General features: G+C 46.4%; 18 protein-coding genes. 5 read left to right on the top strand and 13 right to left on the bottom strand.

Annotated features, from left to right (window positions below; translation table 11 throughout):
- The coding region (locus QP775_RS24000; protein WP_285109208.1) for a hypothetical protein at nt 1-375 on the top strand (375 nt) is incomplete at its 5' end.
- Between the two features lie 834 nt (nt 376-1209).
- On the opposite strand, the gene QP775_RS25830 is transcribed toward QP775_RS24000, so the two are convergent.
- The 4 genes from QP775_RS25830 to QP775_RS23990 form a co-directional block, all read right to left on the bottom strand.
- On the bottom strand, nt 1210-1611 hold the full coding sequence (locus QP775_RS25830; protein WP_350338997.1) for a tyrosine-type recombinase/integrase: 402 nt from the start codon (nt 1609-1611) through the stop codon (nt 1210-1212).
- Entirely contained in the window at nt 1550-1702 is a 153-nt protein-coding gene (locus QP775_RS25825) for a tyrosine-type recombinase/integrase (RefSeq protein ID WP_350338998.1), read from the bottom strand. The genes QP775_RS25830 and QP775_RS25825 overlap by 62 nt, the downstream gene beginning before the upstream one ends.
- A gap of 50 nt (nt 1703-1752) precedes the next feature.
- Complete coding sequence (locus QP775_RS25820; RefSeq protein ID WP_350338996.1) at nt 1753-1926, bottom strand: hypothetical protein; 174 nt, start codon at nt 1924-1926, stop codon at nt 1753-1755.
- A 432-nt stretch (nt 1927-2358) separates the two neighbouring features.
- Nucleotides 2359-2718 carry a HesB/IscA family protein gene (locus tag QP775_RS23990; RefSeq protein WP_285109207.1) on the bottom strand — a complete coding sequence of 120 codons (360 nt, stop codon included), beginning with the start codon at nt 2716-2718 and terminating at the stop codon, nt 2359-2361.
- Between the two features lie 339 nt (nt 2719-3057).
- On the opposite strand from QP775_RS23990, the gene mqnE reads away from it, so the two are divergent.
- Both mqnE and QP775_RS23980 read left to right on the top strand, forming a co-directional pair.
- On the top strand, nt 3058-4164 hold the full coding sequence (gene mqnE, locus QP775_RS23985) for an aminofutalosine synthase MqnE (protein WP_239333301.1): 1107 nt from the start codon (nt 3058-3060) through the stop codon (nt 4162-4164).
- Between the two features lie 197 nt (nt 4165-4361).
- The gene (locus QP775_RS23980) at nt 4362-5435 is read left to right on the top strand and encodes an NAD(P)/FAD-dependent oxidoreductase (protein ID WP_239333299.1); all 1074 of its coding nucleotides are present in this window, start codon (nt 4362-4364) and stop codon (nt 5433-5435) included.
- 37 nt (nt 5436-5472) lie between these two features.
- Here QP775_RS23980 and QP775_RS23975 read toward each other — a convergent pair whose 3' ends face one another.
- Nucleotides 5473-5727, bottom strand: coding sequence for a YuzB family protein (locus tag QP775_RS23975; protein ID WP_239333297.1), 255 nt, complete (start codon nt 5725-5727; stop codon nt 5473-5475).
- Nucleotides 5728-5817: 90 nt separating this feature from the next.
- Here QP775_RS23975 and QP775_RS23970 point away from each other — a divergent pair, with 90 nt between their 5' ends.
- Nucleotides 5818-6063: a NifU family protein gene (locus QP775_RS23970; protein ID WP_028546897.1), complete on the top strand. Its 246-nt coding sequence runs from the start codon at nt 5818-5820 to the stop codon at nt 6061-6063.
- 241 nt (nt 6064-6304) lie between these two features.
- On the opposite strand, the gene bla is transcribed toward QP775_RS23970, so the two are convergent.
- Nucleotides 6305-7150, bottom strand: coding sequence for a subclass B1 metallo-beta-lactamase (bla, locus tag QP775_RS23965; protein WP_285109206.1), 846 nt, complete (start codon nt 7148-7150; stop codon nt 6305-6307).
- A 241-nt stretch (nt 7151-7391) separates the two neighbouring features.
- On the opposite strand from bla, the gene QP775_RS23960 reads away from it, so the two are divergent.
- A complete protein-coding gene (locus QP775_RS23960) occupies nt 7392-8087 on the top strand; it encodes an FHA domain-containing protein (RefSeq protein WP_285109205.1) in 696 nt (231 codons plus the stop codon).
- Between the two features lie 153 nt (nt 8088-8240).
- Here QP775_RS23960 and QP775_RS23955 read toward each other — a convergent pair whose 3' ends face one another.
- The 7 genes from QP775_RS23955 to QP775_RS23925 form a co-directional block, all read right to left on the bottom strand.
- Complete coding sequence (locus QP775_RS23955) at nt 8241-9386, bottom strand: glycerate kinase (protein ID WP_285109204.1); 1146 nt, start codon at nt 9384-9386, stop codon at nt 8241-8243.
- 69 nt (nt 9387-9455) lie between these two features.
- Nucleotides 9456-10724 (bottom strand): GntP family permease, encoded by a 1269-nt coding sequence (locus tag QP775_RS23950; protein ID WP_285109203.1) that lies wholly within the window; start codon nt 10722-10724, stop codon nt 9456-9458.
- Between the two features lie 223 nt (nt 10725-10947).
- Nucleotides 10948-12105 carry a sugar diacid recognition domain-containing protein gene (locus tag QP775_RS23945; protein ID WP_285109202.1) on the bottom strand — a complete coding sequence of 386 codons (1158 nt, stop codon included), beginning with the start codon at nt 12103-12105 and terminating at the stop codon, nt 10948-10950.
- Between the two features lie 112 nt (nt 12106-12217).
- Entirely contained in the window at nt 12218-13000 is a 783-nt protein-coding gene (locus QP775_RS23940; protein ID WP_285109201.1) for an SDR family oxidoreductase, read from the bottom strand.
- 232 nt (nt 13001-13232) lie between these two features.
- The gene (locus QP775_RS23935) at nt 13233-14084 is read right to left on the bottom strand and encodes a MetQ/NlpA family ABC transporter substrate-binding protein (RefSeq protein WP_239333285.1); all 852 of its coding nucleotides are present in this window, start codon (nt 14082-14084) and stop codon (nt 13233-13235) included.
- A 96-nt stretch (nt 14085-14180) separates the two neighbouring features.
- Nucleotides 14181-14852, bottom strand: coding sequence for a methionine ABC transporter permease (locus QP775_RS23930; protein ID WP_285109200.1), 672 nt, complete (start codon nt 14850-14852; stop codon nt 14181-14183).
- Entirely contained in the window at nt 14852-15880 is a 1029-nt protein-coding gene (locus tag QP775_RS23925; protein ID WP_239333406.1) for a methionine ABC transporter ATP-binding protein, read from the bottom strand. Before QP775_RS23925 ends, QP775_RS23930 begins: the two co-directional genes overlap by 1 nt.
- Nucleotides 15881-15885: the final 5 nt, after the last annotated feature.

Genomic DNA, 15885 nt, shown 5'->3' with positions numbered 1-15885 from the left:
GTGGCTCCAGTGGCTCCGGTAGCACCCGTAGCTCCAGTGGCTCCGGTAGCACCCGTAGCTCCAGTGGCTCCGGTAGCGCCCGTAGCTCCGGTAGCGCTGGTAGCTCCAGTAGCTCCGGTGGCTCCGGTGGCTCCGGTGGCTCCGGTAGCGCCCGTAGCTCCGGTAGCGCTGGTAGCTCCAGTAGCTCCGGTAGCTCCGGTGGCTCCGGTGGCTCCAGTAGCTCCGGTAGCGCTGGTAGCTCCGGTAGCTCCAGTAGCTCCAGTAGCTCCAGTGGCACCTCCTGCAGGGCCAGGAGCTCCGGTACTCCCTGTCGCACCCGTAGCGCCAGTAGCACCTGTTGGCCCAATAATTATTGGGCAAGGTGGAGGCGGGTAGATGTTCGAACAGCTCTGCGGAGGAAAAATAGAAGCAGGAAGTGCCTGTGAAGGTTTGTATCTATAAATGTCCATAAACACTCTCCTTTCCCAGAAAAAGTTTGAACTAAAAAAGTATTTTAAAATCAAAGTATATACATAAAGCATTATCATAATCTATGTAGGCAAATATTTAATGGAACACATTATTAGCCTATTTCCACTCATTTTTGAGAAATTGTACTTATTGTCTAAGGAGCTGTCGGAATGAACCGCATGTTAAAAATTCTTCGCGGCTGCAATGTCGCAAGCCACCGTCGAAGTCTAATAAAATCGTTTTTGGCGTCGCTTATGAAGCGAGCAGCCAAACTTTTACCACACTTTACATATCTCATATTCAATATTGTAGAATATATATCCCTCATAAAAATCTCAATACTAGTTGATAAGATAGCTATACACTGTTCAAGTATAATTTCATTTCGTAAAAAATAGGTTTCGAAGACTGAATCATCATCTTATAATAAGTAGGATGGCGATATCTCGTCTTTATTCTCTGGTTTCAAATCTTCAATTATTCTTTGATCAATTTTCATATAGTACTAGACATCAGTATTCCCTTTCTTTTTGCAATTTCACATAGCATCATACGTAGTATATTCGAGTAAATATTGAGCTATCCAGCTTGTCAGCTTAATGCCTAACATCAAAAAACAAACCGAATGAAAAGTTTTTGGAGGGTGTACGTCTGACTCGCGGTGCAGAAATTTGCGATAAAGTCACACCGGATCACACTGTGGAAAACGCGAAAAATCCCCGACATCATTGCGATGACGAGGCGATTAATACGGTGTGATTAGATTCGTTTCTTAATAAACCTTGTCGTGGGTGAATATTCATCGTGTCTCTTATGCATATCACGCGTATCCATCTGCACATATCTGCGAAGTGTACGTATGTCACTCCATCCGCCCATCTTCTGTAACGTGAACGGATCGCACCCATTAAGTGTCATCGCCCATATGTGACGATATACGTGAGCAGTCATCTTCTTCTGCGCGACTTTTGCTTTTGCTCCGTAATATTTCAACCGCTTATTGAACTGGTTATGACTCAGCGGATCTCCGTAACTTGACATGAATATCCTGTCGGTCGTAATGTATTCGCGGTTCTCATTTACGAGTTGTAGAACCAACTTAATTGTTTGCGCAGATATTGGTACCATACCGATGTTTTCTATTTTTATTGCGTGCGCCATCTAGATTAATGAATCTTGCTTGAAAATCAATATCCGATACCCTCAGCTTCAACATTTCATTTATGCGCATGCCACTGTCCAGCTCTAGTATTATTGCGACATAATCGCGAAATCCGACATAATCTCGTTGGTTTGTCTGTGCTAATATCGCTGCAACTGATTAAAGATTGCCTTTGACGTACGCAATCGAATGTTAACGGTCGTATCAGACAGTCCAACACGTTGATTAGTCGAATTGATATGCGTATGACCCTCGTATCTCTGTCGATCGTAGCGAAGATAATTCACATGGTCGCGAAAATGTGTCTGTGTCAACTCGTCATCGTATTGAATATCCAGATGAAATTCCGATAGCCATTTTTACAAAGTAGCCGTATTTCTTTGTGTAATCGTGTAATGAACGCTCACGCAACCCTTCCGATCTCTTTGCAGTGATGACGAGGTCTATCGCATACTCGAATATTAATCGCGAATATTCCTTCTCGTGAATCCTACCGGTTGCTTGTCGCCTAACTTTTTTATTTAACATAAAACGCCTCCGAACGAGTTAATTTGTTCGAAATTAACCGCTCAGAGACGTAATTGCAATCCATTTTCGTATGTTTTGGGTTGTGAACACTCAACTATAGGGGTTGAGCACACACCAAAATCGCTAACAATTCGCAACTACCAAACATCTATTCGTATGGCTTTCGGAATGCTAACGTTGAAGATCAACGGTTCTTAAAAACCGCATAACCACGCTGATTAGTCATCGCACTTCTCCGCTTTACCTTCGGCTACTGCCGTACGGAACGAAGAACCGCAGCCGCATGTCGCCACTGCATTCGGGTTCTCAATGGTAAATCCTCCAGACATGCCGGATTCCTTATAATCAATCTCCAAGCCGGTCAGATGCGGAATGCTCTCTTTATCCACAACGACCTTCATGCCATGAGACTCCAAATGAACGTCATCACCCGTCTCCTCATCGTCAAAGCCCATCCCGTAAGAGAAACCGCTGCAACCGCCCGGACGAACGCCGACACGCAAGAACATATTCGGGTTCTCTTCTTGTTCTAACATTTCCTTTATCTTCTCAATCGCCAATTCGCTAATTGTGATCATGATAACATCCCTCCTTCTATTTCTAAGTATAACCATCCTCTTCTGAACGCACAAGTGAACATGACGGTTGGAAAATGATGTCGAATGTCTCTCCCAGACATATTGCCCCCTTTTAAAGGCAAGGGTATAATGGAACTGACATAATATTAATGCTGTTATCTTTAATAATGTGATTCGTTTCACTGCAACCTCCGACGGAAGCATCCGCCGCGGAGTTTTTTTTCGGCATTTCGCCCTACAAGGTATGGATGAAGATACATGTCAAGGTGTAGTGTGACCACAAGCTTGAGCTAACATCATTCGTTCGTGGCAAGAAATGAAAGTGAAGGAGGTACGTCGATGACGACAGCATGGACACGTCATGCGGATGCCCGCATGGCTGATATTGCCGACAAAGTTGAACGTGGAGAACGTCTCACTTTGGAAGATGGCGTATATTTGTACCAATCAGATGACATTTTGACAATAGGTCAATTGGCCAACTTGGTCAATATGCGCAAGAACGGTAAAAATGTTTATTTTATCGAAAACATGTCCCTTTATTTTACCAATGTTTGCGAGGCCCGTTGTGCTTTCTGTAATTTCCGTAAAGATGAGGGTGAGGATGGGGCATACACCTTGTCTGGTGATGAAATGATTGCTTATGTAGATCAACATATTCACCCTGGTGTACAGGAGTTCCACATCGTTGGTGGGCATAATCCTAATGTGCCGTTTCAATATTATGTTGATTCACTGCGTGCGCTGAATGAACGTTATCCGAACGTTACACTGAAAGCTTATACTGCAGCAGAAATCGACTTTTTTACCCGCATCAGTGGATTAAGCATTGAAGAGGTGCTGCATCAATTAAGAGCAGCTGGTTTGCAGTCGCTTACTGGCGGCGGCGCCGAGATCTTATCTGATGAATACCGCAAAAAGATGCGTGTCGAGAAGGCGGGCGTTGAACGCTATCTGGAAGTTCACCGGACTGCACACAATCTTGGCATGCAGACACATACCACGATGCTGTATGGCGCCATCGAATCCCATGAGGACCGCATACGCCACATGATGAGCGTTCGTGAGCTGCAGGATGAGACCAACGGTTTCCTGGTATTCATTCCGTTATCCATGCAGCCGAAGAGCCCTAAGGCCAGCATCAAGCGCCGCAATTCAGCCTACGAGGACCTGAAAACCATCGCGATCAGCCGCCTCATGCTGGACAACATCCAGCATATTAAAGCGTATTTTATTAATATCGGCACACAATTGACCCAGCTCGCCTTAACGTATGGTGCGTCTGATGTTCATGGTACCTTAGTAAAGGAACGTATCAGCCATGCGGCGGGTGCACTCACTCCAGAAGGACTGACTCGTGATGAGCTAGTCTGGCTGATCAAAGGTGCTGGACGTACTGCGATAGAACGAGACACGTTCTATAATCCGATTAAAATTTACGAATAAGCAGTTGATCCAACTTGAATGCGATTATTGATTTATCGTTACATCTAAATACAGATTGAGATAAATAGAAGACAAGCTATCCAGTGTGTCATACACCTTAGCTGCGACAAACGGAAATGCGAGTGGAGCCGTACTCTTTACAAGTCCGGATGGAATGGACAATTTTTTATTTCGGCATCATGGGAGGAAATCCGATAATGAAACGTTTTGTTGTATGTGGTGGAGGATACGGCGGTCTTGCTTTAATCGAACGACTGTTAGGAGGTGGGCTTCCTACAGACGTGGAAATCGTGTTGATTGATCGCATGCCTTACCAAGGTTTAAAGACGGAATACTACGCTTTAGCCGCGGGCGCTGTATCTGATATCGACATTCGAGTGGCATTCCCTAAGGACCCTCGCGTTCACATTCGATATGGCGACATCACACGCATCGACTTGGAAGCCAAGCTTGTCTATTTACATGAGGATGAACCACTATCTTACGATCAACTTGCCATAGCACTCGGTTGTACAGACCGTTATCACGGCATACCAGGCACTGAACAATATGGCAACAGCATTCAATCGCTATCAAGCACCAGAAAGACGTACCAACTATTAAACGACGTGAAGCCCTACGGTCAAATTAGCATCGTTGGCGGTGGCTTAAGTGGAGTTGAGATGGCTGCGGAGCTGCGTGAAAGCCGCCCAGATTTGAATATTCGTATTCTGGATCGAGGTTCAAGAGTACTATCGCCATTTCCAGAGAAGCTGTCGCAATTCGTGTCAGGCTGGTTTACTGAGCATGATGTAGAGCTTCGTTCTTACATTAACGTAGCACGCCTGGAACAAGGTGTCATTTATAACAAACGCGATCACGATGTGGAAGAAATCGATTCAGCAGTTACCGTCTGGACAGCTGGGATTCAGCCCGTACAAGTTGTACAGGATCTTAATGTCCAGAAGGATCCGCAAGGCCGCGTTAAGATTAACGAATATCATCAGATTCCGGAGTATCCAGAAGTTTACGTGGTAGGCGACTGTGCTAGCTTGCCCTACTCGCCTAGCGCCCAAGCAGCCGGAGCTCAAGGCGAACAAATTGCCGATGTCGCCCTGGCCTTATGGAAAGGCGAAACCCCTAAGCTTGGACGTATCAAGCTCAAAGGTGTACTCGGCTCACTTGGCAAGAAATCCGGATTCGGCATGTTAGGCAAAAGACCGATGGTTGGTTATGTACCACGTGTCATCAAAAGCGGTGTGCTTTGGATATCGAAGCATCACTTTGGATAATAGTCACGATGAACAGCAGAATGGGATCAGTTTGATATCAATCGATATCAAACTGATCCCATTGTTGTACTTCTTCAATCATCTTCATAATGCTATCGTATAAGGCATCTGCCGTCTCGGCAGCAACAATCTCCCCGTTCACATAGGCAAATGGGAACAGGTAACATTCGCCGCAGTTGCCCAAGCAGCCGTACTCAATGACGTCATACTCGGGGTTCTGCTCCAACCGCTGCATGATGGCATCTGTGCCGTGGTGCATGTTGTTCACGCAGAACTCGATAATCGGTCTCATTGACAATTCCCCCAGTTTTAGCTTGTATCTTTGAATTCGAATAGCTTTATAATATAATAAAAGTAGTCTTGATGAAAGGAGTTGGCACAAATGAGCGAAACTACAGCTAACGGCATGTATGACGAAGTGCTGGAAGTGTTGGATAAACTTCGTCCGTTCTTGCAGCGTGATGGCGGTGACGTTGAATTGGTGGATGTGGAAGACGGCATCGTTAAGCTTCGCCTGATGGGCGCTTGCGGCAGCTGCCCAAGCTCCACAATCACACTGAAAGCGGGTATCGAACGCGCTTTGGTGGAAGAAGTAGATGGCGTTAAGGAAGTAGTTCAAGTATTCTAATGATGAATGCTTGATCATGGGACTGTCTGACAAGTCAATTTGGCTTGCAGCAGTCCCTTTTCTTATCTTCACAGGAAAAACAGGAGCTGTCCCCAAAGTGTTCGCATGACACAATAACATCCTAATGAGCACATAATAGGACCTCAAGGTCCACTGCAAAGTGGGTTCGAGGCCCTTATTATAAAAATACTCGATTTTAAGTGGAGATCATAAAATCAAAATTTGACGTCTGACGCTCCCCCTATGTACGCTGCGCCAGAAGAATGTCTAACGTATGCTGCAGCAGCGAGTAATCTCCCCAAGTACCATGCCCGGGGATAACAAACTTGGCCTCTTTATAGGTAGTCATTAACTGACGTATCGAATCAGGCCATTGTGCAATATACGCATCATCCGTATTTCCAGGCTTGGTTGCATCCGAGCCTAGTACGACACAACCCCCGAACAAAGTCTTCGTTTGCGGAAGCCATACAACCAAGTTGTCTAATGTATGGCCTGCTCCTGGATAATACGTTTCAAACTCTGTCTCCCCGACTTGGAATTTAGGATTTTCGTCCAATACGCCTGAAGGCTCTGGATAGCCTTGCTTCAGCGCTAGGCGTGCCGTCAAAGACGAGCTTTGAACTTTAATGCCTTGATCTAACAATGTCTTAATGCCACCAATTCGATCCACATGTGCATGAGTGATGACGGCTAGCACTACCTTCTTTTGTATGTGCTGGTTAATCATCGTCATGACTTCCTGCAAAAGTGTATCATCCCAAGCTGTGTCCAACAGCACTAAACCTGCTTCGGTGGACACAATCAATCCGTTAGAGGGAACTTTCTTGCCTCCGATGTCTTTATATGTCGTCTGAATCCACAATTTATCGCTGAGCTGCTTTAGTTGAATCGTGTTATCTTTATTGGTGAAGGTTTTGGCAGCAGTGGTTACTACAACAGACTGTTCAACCTTAATCTCTGTCGTTATGCCTTTCGGTTTCAGCTGCATGCCTGCTGCTTGAGAACACCCCGCAGCCAACATACTTAATACCAGCACAGCTGCTCCCAATGTTATTCGTTTTCTATCACGTGCATGCTTCTTCATTCTATTTGTCTCTCCTTTATCTCTACGCCTACCTCCTAGTTGTATCTTAGATCTGCCTCACATTCCATAGTAGTTCCCTCACAACTCCATCACAGCATACCCCTCCTATACAGCCTGAACTATTTGAACTGATTTCGTTATCGATCATTTTTTTGAAATCTATATATTTTTTTAACAATTTACAATTATACTTAAGAGATCTATTAAATATAAAAGCTTACATAAGGAGTGTCCGAACAAAATGAAGCACCAAGCATGTTTAGTGGTTCGTAAAGGCGAACCCTTCTTATCCTATGAAGTAATTCCTTTATCTCAAGAAAATACCGTTATTGGTCGCCATGGATCACAGGGGGAACCTGACATAGCATTTCACAACGCATTTGTGTCGCGCCAGCATGCTTCCGTATTCAAGCGAAATAATCAATACTATATAGCTGACCTGGGCAGCAAGCACGGTACCGAAGTACAAGGAATTGAACTGAGCCCCCATGTTCCTGTGCGGCTAAGCGAGTCGGACTCCATTTTGCTAGCGAAAGGCATGGTAGAACTCGAATTCACACATGTCGTGCCTGATTTCACGCTAGAATTTGAAGCCATCCTCTCTCCTGAAATACCAACAGTCATGCCATCCTCTGTAGATCATTTTGTGCTAGATGTAGACAGGCAGTTCTGTATGGTACTCGGGCAAGAAGTGAGTTTGTCGGTAAAAGAGTGGGCGTTGTTGGATTTGCTGTATCAACATCGGACGATGTTTGTATCTAATAAAGATATTATGTGCCATGTCTGGCCGGAGCGTCATACCAATGGCGTGTATGATGTCGGACTGGATGAGATCAATTCACTTGTTTACCGTATTCGTAAAAAGCTGAAACAACAAGCCAACATCCGCACGGTACGTGGGAGCGGCTATGTATTGGAAGAGAACAGCGCCTTATGAGAGATGTCTTACTAGAGGGTGCTCTTACACAGCATAGCGGTATCGTTCCACTCTAAGCAGGATTAACTTTGATGTCACTTTACTTGAAGTCAATGGAACTCTTCACAAGCAAAGGCTATCCCTATTCAAGCGAATAAGGATAGCCTTTGGTTTTTATATGCGGGACATGCTTCCCAGACGAAGAAGCGTTGCAACGTTGCGCGCTGTCCGCTCCATATTAACAGCCGCTTCCCGCAGTGCTTCGTCAATCGTGCATACGCCAGGCACAATCGTAAACAGCATATCAATGCCGTGCTCGTGCACAATTTCACTGCCTGCACCAAGTGAACCTGCCAGCGCGATAACGGGCACGTCTAATGCTCTCGCTGTCTTGGCTACACCAATCGGAGTCTTGCCAAAGGCAGTTTGACTGTCGATGCGCCCTTCCCCCGTAATAACGAAGTCAGCACCACGCATGCTTCCTGCCAAACCTGTTGCCTCTATCACGATATCCACGCCGCGCTTTAATTCAGCATTCAAGAAGGCGACCACACCAGCGCCAAGACCTCCCGCCGCACCTGCACCTGCCATATCCGCTACTGCTTTGCCCATATCGTTTCGGATTAAGGCAGCAAGATGAGTCAAATTGGCATCCAATTGCTCAATCATCTCCGGTGTAGCTCCCTTTTGCGGGCCAAATACAGCTGAGGCACCTCGTTCCCCAATCAGCGGATTATCCACGTCACAAGCTGCAGCAAACGTCATCTTTAACAGCCTTTTATCTGCCTGACTGCAATCGATACTTGCAATCTCGCCCAGCGAACCGCCCCCTGCATCAATTTCCGATCCGTCGTGTCGCAAAAATCGGAATCCTAATGCCTGGGCCATCCCTACGCCGCCGTCGTTTGTTGCGCTGCCCCCAAGTCCAAGCATGATGGATTGAACGCCCGCGTCCATCGCATGCACAATAAGTTCTCCCGTGCCGCGTGAAGTCGTCTTTAGCGGATTACGCTCCGCTGCAGGCACCAGGCCAATCCCAGAAGCAGCGGCCATTTCAATTATGGCCGTGGTACCATGCCCAAGCACCCCGTAGAATGCGCTTACGGGAATTCCTAACGGACCTGTCACCTCAACTCTCTCGATACGTCCACCTGTCGCATCAACGAGTGACTGGACCGTCCCTTCGCCACCATCTGCCATCGGCACTTTGATAATATCCGCATCAGGAAATACGCTGCGCACTCCTCTTTCAATTGCTTCACAAGCTTCTAATGCGGTCATACTTTCCTTAAACGAATCCGGAGCAATAACAAATTTCATTCTCCTCACTCCCTTGCTCTGCTGTTTCTATTCTATAATGTTCTGTCCAGATGGATCTGAGGTCATGCCTTACAAAAACCAGCCCAACACACCGAATACGAGAGTAGACACAGCGGCAAGCACTAGTCCTACTACTGTCTCATACGGAATCAAGCGCAGACGCTCCTTCATCTGCATGTTAACACTGCCGCCCGTTGCATGGAAGAAGCTGCCGTGCGGCATGTGGTCAAACACAGTCGCCCCGGCATGAATCATCGCTGCCGCACCTAGAGAAGCTACACCAAGCTCCATAATGGTAGAACCAAACACGGAGCTCGCCACAGCCGTGCCGGCAGTCGTGGATGCAGTTGCCAGCGACATCAGTGCACCACTAATTGGTGCTAGCAAATAGGCAGGCAGACCAGAGGCAGTCAAAGCATCGATAATTACATCTTTTAATTGCGAGTTTGCGATAATCCCTGCTAAAGTCCCAGTCCCCAGCAGCATAACAGCTACTCCTGTCATTTTACCGAGCCCAGAGATCGCATATTTGTTCAAATGCTTAAATCGCCCCATAACAAGTGCCCCTGCAATCCCCCCAACCGGGAGTGCTACAATCGGGTCAACCACAATGCCGAATAATGGACGAAGCGCCAACAGGACAATCGCTACGAATGGGGCGAATATGGCGGCTCCAAAACCAGGAAGCTCTTGACCACCTTGATCAACTGCTTCGCTGGCTTCTATCATACTTCCTTTATGTGTAAGCTTCTTGGCTATAAAATAAGTTACTAAAAGACCAACAAGAGCCGGGATGATGCCTGCCGCCATAATCGAGGTCAGCGATACATGAAATGCATCTGCTGCTGATATTGCATTTGGATTGGGAGACATAATATTGCCTGCTTTGCCACCACCTATCATCGCAAGCAGTATTGCCATCTTCGACAATTTAGCACGCTGCGCGATCGCAATGGCAATAGGTGCCACTGTTATAACAGCTACATCGATAAATACACCAACTGCCGTGAGCACCATTGTTGCAAATGCCAACGCAAGCAGTGCTCGAGTTTCTCCTACTTTCTTAACCAGCGTCTCCGCAATCGTCTTCGCGCCGCCGGATTCGATTAGTACACCTGCAAGCACACCTGCTGCAAGGATTCGCAGCACTGCGGGAATAATGTTTTTTGCACCGTCCATCATCAAATTTACTGTATCCAACATACCAATGCCGCCGACTAATCCACCAACTAAAGCACCAATCATCATGCCATATGCTGGCGGAACTTTACGTAAAATGAGTACTATTGCAACGATTAGTGCCGCCAATGCGCCGATAACGCTTACAGAAGCAGTCATATGTTGTTCCTCCCCAGATGTTGTTATCTGATTATCACATGTTCCTTCTTAAGTAGGATGAGCCCATACCCCTACTATAATGCTAATTTGTAAGCGCTTCATTGGGCAAAAAAATAAATATTCCGGGCTCTCTAGCTCTATTTTTTGTGCAACTGAACAAACCAAAAAGGCCTCCTCTAGGAAGCCCTGCGATAATAACATTGGAATATCTGCTCTCAAGCTACTATTCCATATTCAGCTCCTTAGCTGCATATAACCAGCGTGCATGCATCAGTATATACAAATCAGTGTAATTACGCGGATCTTTGCCTGTTAATTCTGCAATACGCTGCAAGCGATAACGGAGCGTATTACGATGAATGGCCAGACTGGCCGCTATCCTGTTCGCTTCACCACTATTTGCGTAGTATACTTCAAATGTCTGCCGCAGCTCACCGCTGCGATCCTCATCGATAAAGCGGTCCCATAACCCGATCAGCGCATCTGTCATCCAATTACGCTTCAGCTTTACCGTTAAGACCTCCAATGGCATATCCACCGCATAATACACGTTATCCTCTGGACGAGTAGCTCTGCCTGCAAGCAGCGCGTCCTGAGCGGATTGGAAAGAGGCCATCATCCCCTCAATGCCCACAAAAGGCATCCCTACCGCTATTCGTATCGGAATGACTTGTCTTGCGTTCAGCCATTCCCGAATCTGGCTTATACCTTCGTATATATCACGATTCGGTGTACGCAGGTCACGCTGTTCTTTGAACAAGACGACCTGCTGCGAGTTCCGAATTGCAATCAAGTTAATAGCTGATCGTCCTTCCAGTAGATCGGCTACACGCTTAAGCGCGTCCAGGGAATCCCCAAGCTTTACCTCTGCAAGCTCAATAATACAAGCCGTGTGCAGCACATCCGCATTAAAACCGATACGCTGTGCCTGAGCACGCAGGCTCGGCGTATCCTTCTCTTCAGCACTAATAACCGAAAGCAGGAAATCTGCCCTCATTCGCTTATCCCATTGTGCCTGCTCCAACAAATACATTTGCTCCAAATACATCTCTGCCGTCATTTTTACCAATTCACCGTATTTGGTCACTTCCTTTGGATCACCCGTAATACCGATGACTCCAACAACCTCATCTTGAAACTCAATCACCAGATTTGTACCTGGCAGAACACCCTGCAGCTTGGCCGCACTTGCCTCATCTATCTCGAATCGCCCACGACGCTTGATCGCCAGCAGCGCACCCTCATGCGCCTTGCCAATCCGCATTTTGTCCCCTGATCCAATAATGCGACCATGTTCATCCATCACATTTACATTATATCCAATGACACCCATCGTACGGCGAACAATATCCTGAGCGAGCTGCTTCGTTATCCCTTTCATGCTGTCATCTCTCCTCTGAATGATGGATCGCCGACGATAGTTACCAAGACAACCCGTTATTGTCGACTATAGCTGCAGCCTATTGTCATGAGTTATACGAACATGCTTTACTTTATAATTGCTTAGCAATAATAGGACGAATCGGGTCCAACCCACCGGATACATCCATCATATTCCCAGTAATAAAATCAGATTTGTCTTCACACAAAAATTGAATGACACGGGCGATGTCTTCACCTGATCCTGGTCGTCCCCGAGGTGATTCGGTATCGTCACGTCCTGCTACCTCTGCTATCGTGCGCTCTTTATCCTCGCCCCTGATATCTCCGGGACAGATCATGTTAACTGTAATCCCGTACGGAGCCTCCTCTACCGCGAGTGTCTTTGTGAAAGAGACAAGGCCAACCTTAGAAGCTGCATATACTGCTCGATGAGGCCAAGCTCGCGCTTCTGCGGCGTGCCCGAAGCCATAATGAATGATACGGCCCCATCCTTTCTCACGCATCGATGGTAATACAAGATGATCTAACAATATGACACCGGTTAAATTTCCATTTAACAAATACATAATCTCTTCTTCTGAGTATGAAGCAAATCGTTTACGTTCACGTATAAAAGGACCTGCATTATTAATGACGATATCAGGTGCGCGAAGCTCTGATTCCATCGTATATACAAGCCGTTTCACATCATCGATTCGTGAAATGTCTGCTTGAACCGCAATGCACTGAACACCCTTTGCTTCTATTTGATACTTTAACTCCAATGCTTGCTCTGTACTATGTACGTAATTCAAGATGATATCACAACCCGTATCGGCCAATGTAAGGGCCGTCATCTTGCCCAGGCCTTTGGCGCTTCCTGTAATAAGCGCGGCCTTCCGCTGTTGTTCCACGTCATGTACCTCCTTCGGCGCTGCAACAGTAATCCTTCTAAAGTATAAAATATTTGCCAAAGGAGAACAACAGACCTAAATTTTATATTCTATAATTTCCCATTTTATAGCATACATTCAAGCTCTATTCAATACTAGGTTGAACTATTTACCACCTATTAAACAAAAAAATCCCTGACACCTTTAGTAAGGGTCAGGGTATGATTAGGAGGAAATCTACGGAAAAGTCAGATTAGAACGCCGGAACAATTGCTCCATTGTACTTCTCTTCGATAAATGCTTTTACATCATCCGATTGCAGAGCAGCTACCAGCTTCTTGATACCGTCGCTGTCTTTATTGTCTTCACGGGATGTCAGGATGTTCGCATATGGAGAATCCTTATCTTCCAGGAAGAGGGCATCTTTTGTCGGATTTAATTTTGCTTCAAGCGCATAGTTCGTGTTGATAAGCGCCAGATCCACTTCTTCCAGTACACGTGGGAGCATTGCTGCTTCCAGCTCTTTCACCTGCAAGTTTTTCGGGTTCTCAACGATATCACGTACAGTTGCTGCAAGGCCAGCGCCTTCTTTCAGCTTCACGATACCTTGTTTCTCAAGCAGCAGCAAAGCACGGCCGCCATTTGTCGCATCGTTAGGGATCGCTACGGTAGCGCCATCTGTTAATTCATCAACAGACTTGATCTTCTTGGAGTATCCACCAAACGGTTCAACGTGAACGTTGCCTACAGATACCAGCTTCAAGCCAGCTTTTTGATTTTGATCATCCATGTAAGGTTTATGTTGGAAGAAGTTCGCATCAAGCTGCTTCTCGTTTAATTGCACATTAGGCTGCACATAGTCCGTAAATTCTTTAATCTCAAGTTCAATACCTTGTTCTTTCAATTTAGGAGCAATATGCTTTAAAATTTCTGCATGTGGAACTGGTGTAGCACCTACAACCAATTTTGTTGTTTCTGCTGCGGAATTCCCACCATTACTTGCAGTCCCAGCGTTATTCTCTGCAGTCTTGCCGCCGCAAGCGGTCAGCATTGCCACCAGACCAATCAGTGTTAATACGAGTGTAAGTTTTTTGAAATTTTTCATTTTTATTTCTCTCCCTTCCAAAATAAACCCCTGTGATTTGTTGGTGACTGACCTAAGAGGCTGTCATCTATATGAAGCCCGATTGAGCGTGCTTCCTTACTTGCGAGTGTAATGACGAACGAATCGGTCGCCAATCCATTGCAAAATTTGCACCATTACGATCATAACTGCGATCGCAATGATCATAACACTGGTCTCATAACGCTGGTAGCCATATCGAATCGCCAAGTCACCAAGGCCGCCACCGCCTACAAGTCCAGACATTGCTGTGTAGGAAATTAGAGTGACTGCCGTTATGGTCGTACCAGCAATCAAGCCAGGCATTGCTTCTGGCAATAACACCTTGCGTACAATCTGCCAGGTTGAAGCTCCCATCGCTTGCGCTGCCTCGATAACACCACGATCTACTTCGCGAAGTGAAGTTTCGACGAGTCGAGCAAAAAATGGCGCGGCTGCGATGACCAAAGCAGGAATGGCTCCCTTCACACCGATTGTTGTCCCAATCAGCACCTTCGTAAACGGCAATATCGCAATCATCAGAATGACAAATGGAACCGATCTCAACACGTTCACCATAAGCGATAATAAGCTGTACATTACTTTGACAAACCAATGACTGGACTTGCCTGACAAAAATAAGAGAACGCCTAATGGCAGGCCGATGATAAACGTAAACAGTACCGAGAATCCTAGCATATTCAGCGTGTCCGCTGATGCCTGAGACACCTCGCTCCAGTTCACTTCACTGAAGTCAATTCCGAATACCATTACGCAATCACCTCCACGTCAAGTCCCTGCTTCACCAAGGCTTCAAGTGCCGTCTGCAAAGTCCTTGCTTCCCCGTCTAGTCGAACGACCAACTGCCCATAAGGTGTATCCTTCATACGAGAGATTGTACCTTGCAAAATGGCGAATTCGATGCCAGCCTCAGATAATACGCGGTGCAGAATCGGCTGATAAGTGACGTCGCCCAAATAATTAATCTTAACGACGCGTGAGCTGTCACCAGCCTGAGTCTTAAACGATGTCCATGGCTGCAGCTCTTCATGATGGCTCTCTTCGAGAATAAACTCTTTAGTAACCGGATGCTGCGGCTTCAAAAATACGTCTACTACAGGACCCTGTTCTACAATTTTGCCGCCATGTATAACGCCAACCCGGTCACAGATCGACTGGATAACATGCATTTCATGCGTGATCAGTACAATCGTAATGCCAAGGCTGCGGTTGATTTGCAGCAGCAGCTCCAAGATAGAATTGGTCGTCTGCGGATCAAGCGCAGACGTTGCTTCGTCACACAGCAGCACCTTGGGATCATTGGCAAGCGCCCTTGCAATACCGACACGCTGCTTCTGCCCACCAGACAATTGAGCCGGATACTTATCACGGTGCTCCTCCAGACCAACCAGTCGAATCAATTCATTGACTTTGGCCTTTACCTTGTCCGCAGGCGTCTTATGCAGGCGCAGCGGAAACGCAATATTGTCGAACACCGTTGCGGATGACAGCAAATTAAAATGCTGAAAGATCATGCCAATCTTGCTGCGCTGCTTCTGCAGCTCTTTGTTTGACAACTCCGTCATTTCAATTCCGTCAATAAGGACGGAACCTGACGTGGGCCGCTCCAGCAAATTAATGCTGCGAAGCAAGGTACTCTTGCCTGCACCGGAATGGCCGATAATACCGAACACTTCACCTGCTGACACATGCAAATCAATATGTTCTAAGGCGAGCATGCCTGCGCTTGATTTGCCCTGCGCAGGATACCGCTTGGATAATTGTTTGATCTCAATCAAAACTT

This window comes from Paenibacillus sp. UMB4589-SE434, assembly GCF_030226685.1.
Lineage (GTDB): Bacteria > Bacillota > Bacilli > Paenibacillales > Paenibacillaceae > Paenibacillus_B.
Note: the sequence above shows the minus strand (reverse complement) of the source record. Positions and strands in the feature narration are given on the sequence as shown.

What these genes read in the sequence shown, in the direction of transcription:
- QP775_RS25830 (WP_350338997.1), bottom strand. Translation starts at nt 1,611, where the DNA reads ATGGCGCACGCAATAAAAATAGAAAACATCGGTATGGTACCAATATCT.
- QP775_RS23990 (WP_285109207.1), bottom strand. Translation starts at nt 2,718, where the DNA reads ATGATCACAATTAGCGAATTGGCGATTGAGAAGATAAAGGAAATGTTA.
- mqnE (WP_239333301.1), top strand. Translation starts at nt 3,058, where the DNA reads ATGACGACAGCATGGACACGTCATGCGGATGCCCGCATGGCTGATATT.
- QP775_RS23980 (WP_239333299.1), top strand. Translation starts at nt 4,362, where the DNA reads ATGAAACGTTTTGTTGTATGTGGTGGAGGATACGGCGGTCTTGCTTTA.
- QP775_RS23975 (WP_239333297.1), bottom strand. Translation starts at nt 5,727, where the DNA reads ATGAGACCGATTATCGAGTTCTGCGTGAACAACATGCACCACGGCACA.
- QP775_RS23970 (WP_028546897.1), top strand. Translation starts at nt 5,818, where the DNA reads ATGAGCGAAACTACAGCTAACGGCATGTATGACGAAGTGCTGGAAGTG.
- bla (WP_285109206.1), bottom strand. Translation starts at nt 7,150, where the DNA reads ATGAAGAAGCATGCACGTGATAGAAAACGAATAACATTGGGAGCAGCT.
- QP775_RS23960 (WP_285109205.1), top strand. Translation starts at nt 7,392, where the DNA reads ATGAAGCACCAAGCATGTTTAGTGGTTCGTAAAGGCGAACCCTTCTTA.
- QP775_RS23955 (WP_285109204.1), bottom strand. Translation starts at nt 9,386, where the DNA reads ATGAAATTTGTTATTGCTCCGGATTCGTTTAAGGAAAGTATGACCGCA.
- QP775_RS23950 (WP_285109203.1), bottom strand. Translation starts at nt 10,724, where the DNA reads ATGACTGCTTCTGTAAGCGTTATCGGCGCATTGGCGGCACTAATCGTT.
- QP775_RS23945 (WP_285109202.1), bottom strand. Translation starts at nt 12,105, where the DNA reads ATGAAAGGGATAACGAAGCAGCTCGCTCAGGATATTGTTCGCCGTACG.
- QP775_RS23935 (WP_239333285.1), bottom strand. Translation starts at nt 14,084, where the DNA reads ATGAAAAATTTCAAAAAACTTACACTCGTATTAACACTGATTGGTCTG.
- QP775_RS23930 (WP_285109200.1), bottom strand. Translation starts at nt 14,852, where the DNA reads ATGGTATTCGGAATTGACTTCAGTGAAGTGAACTGGAGCGAGGTGTCT.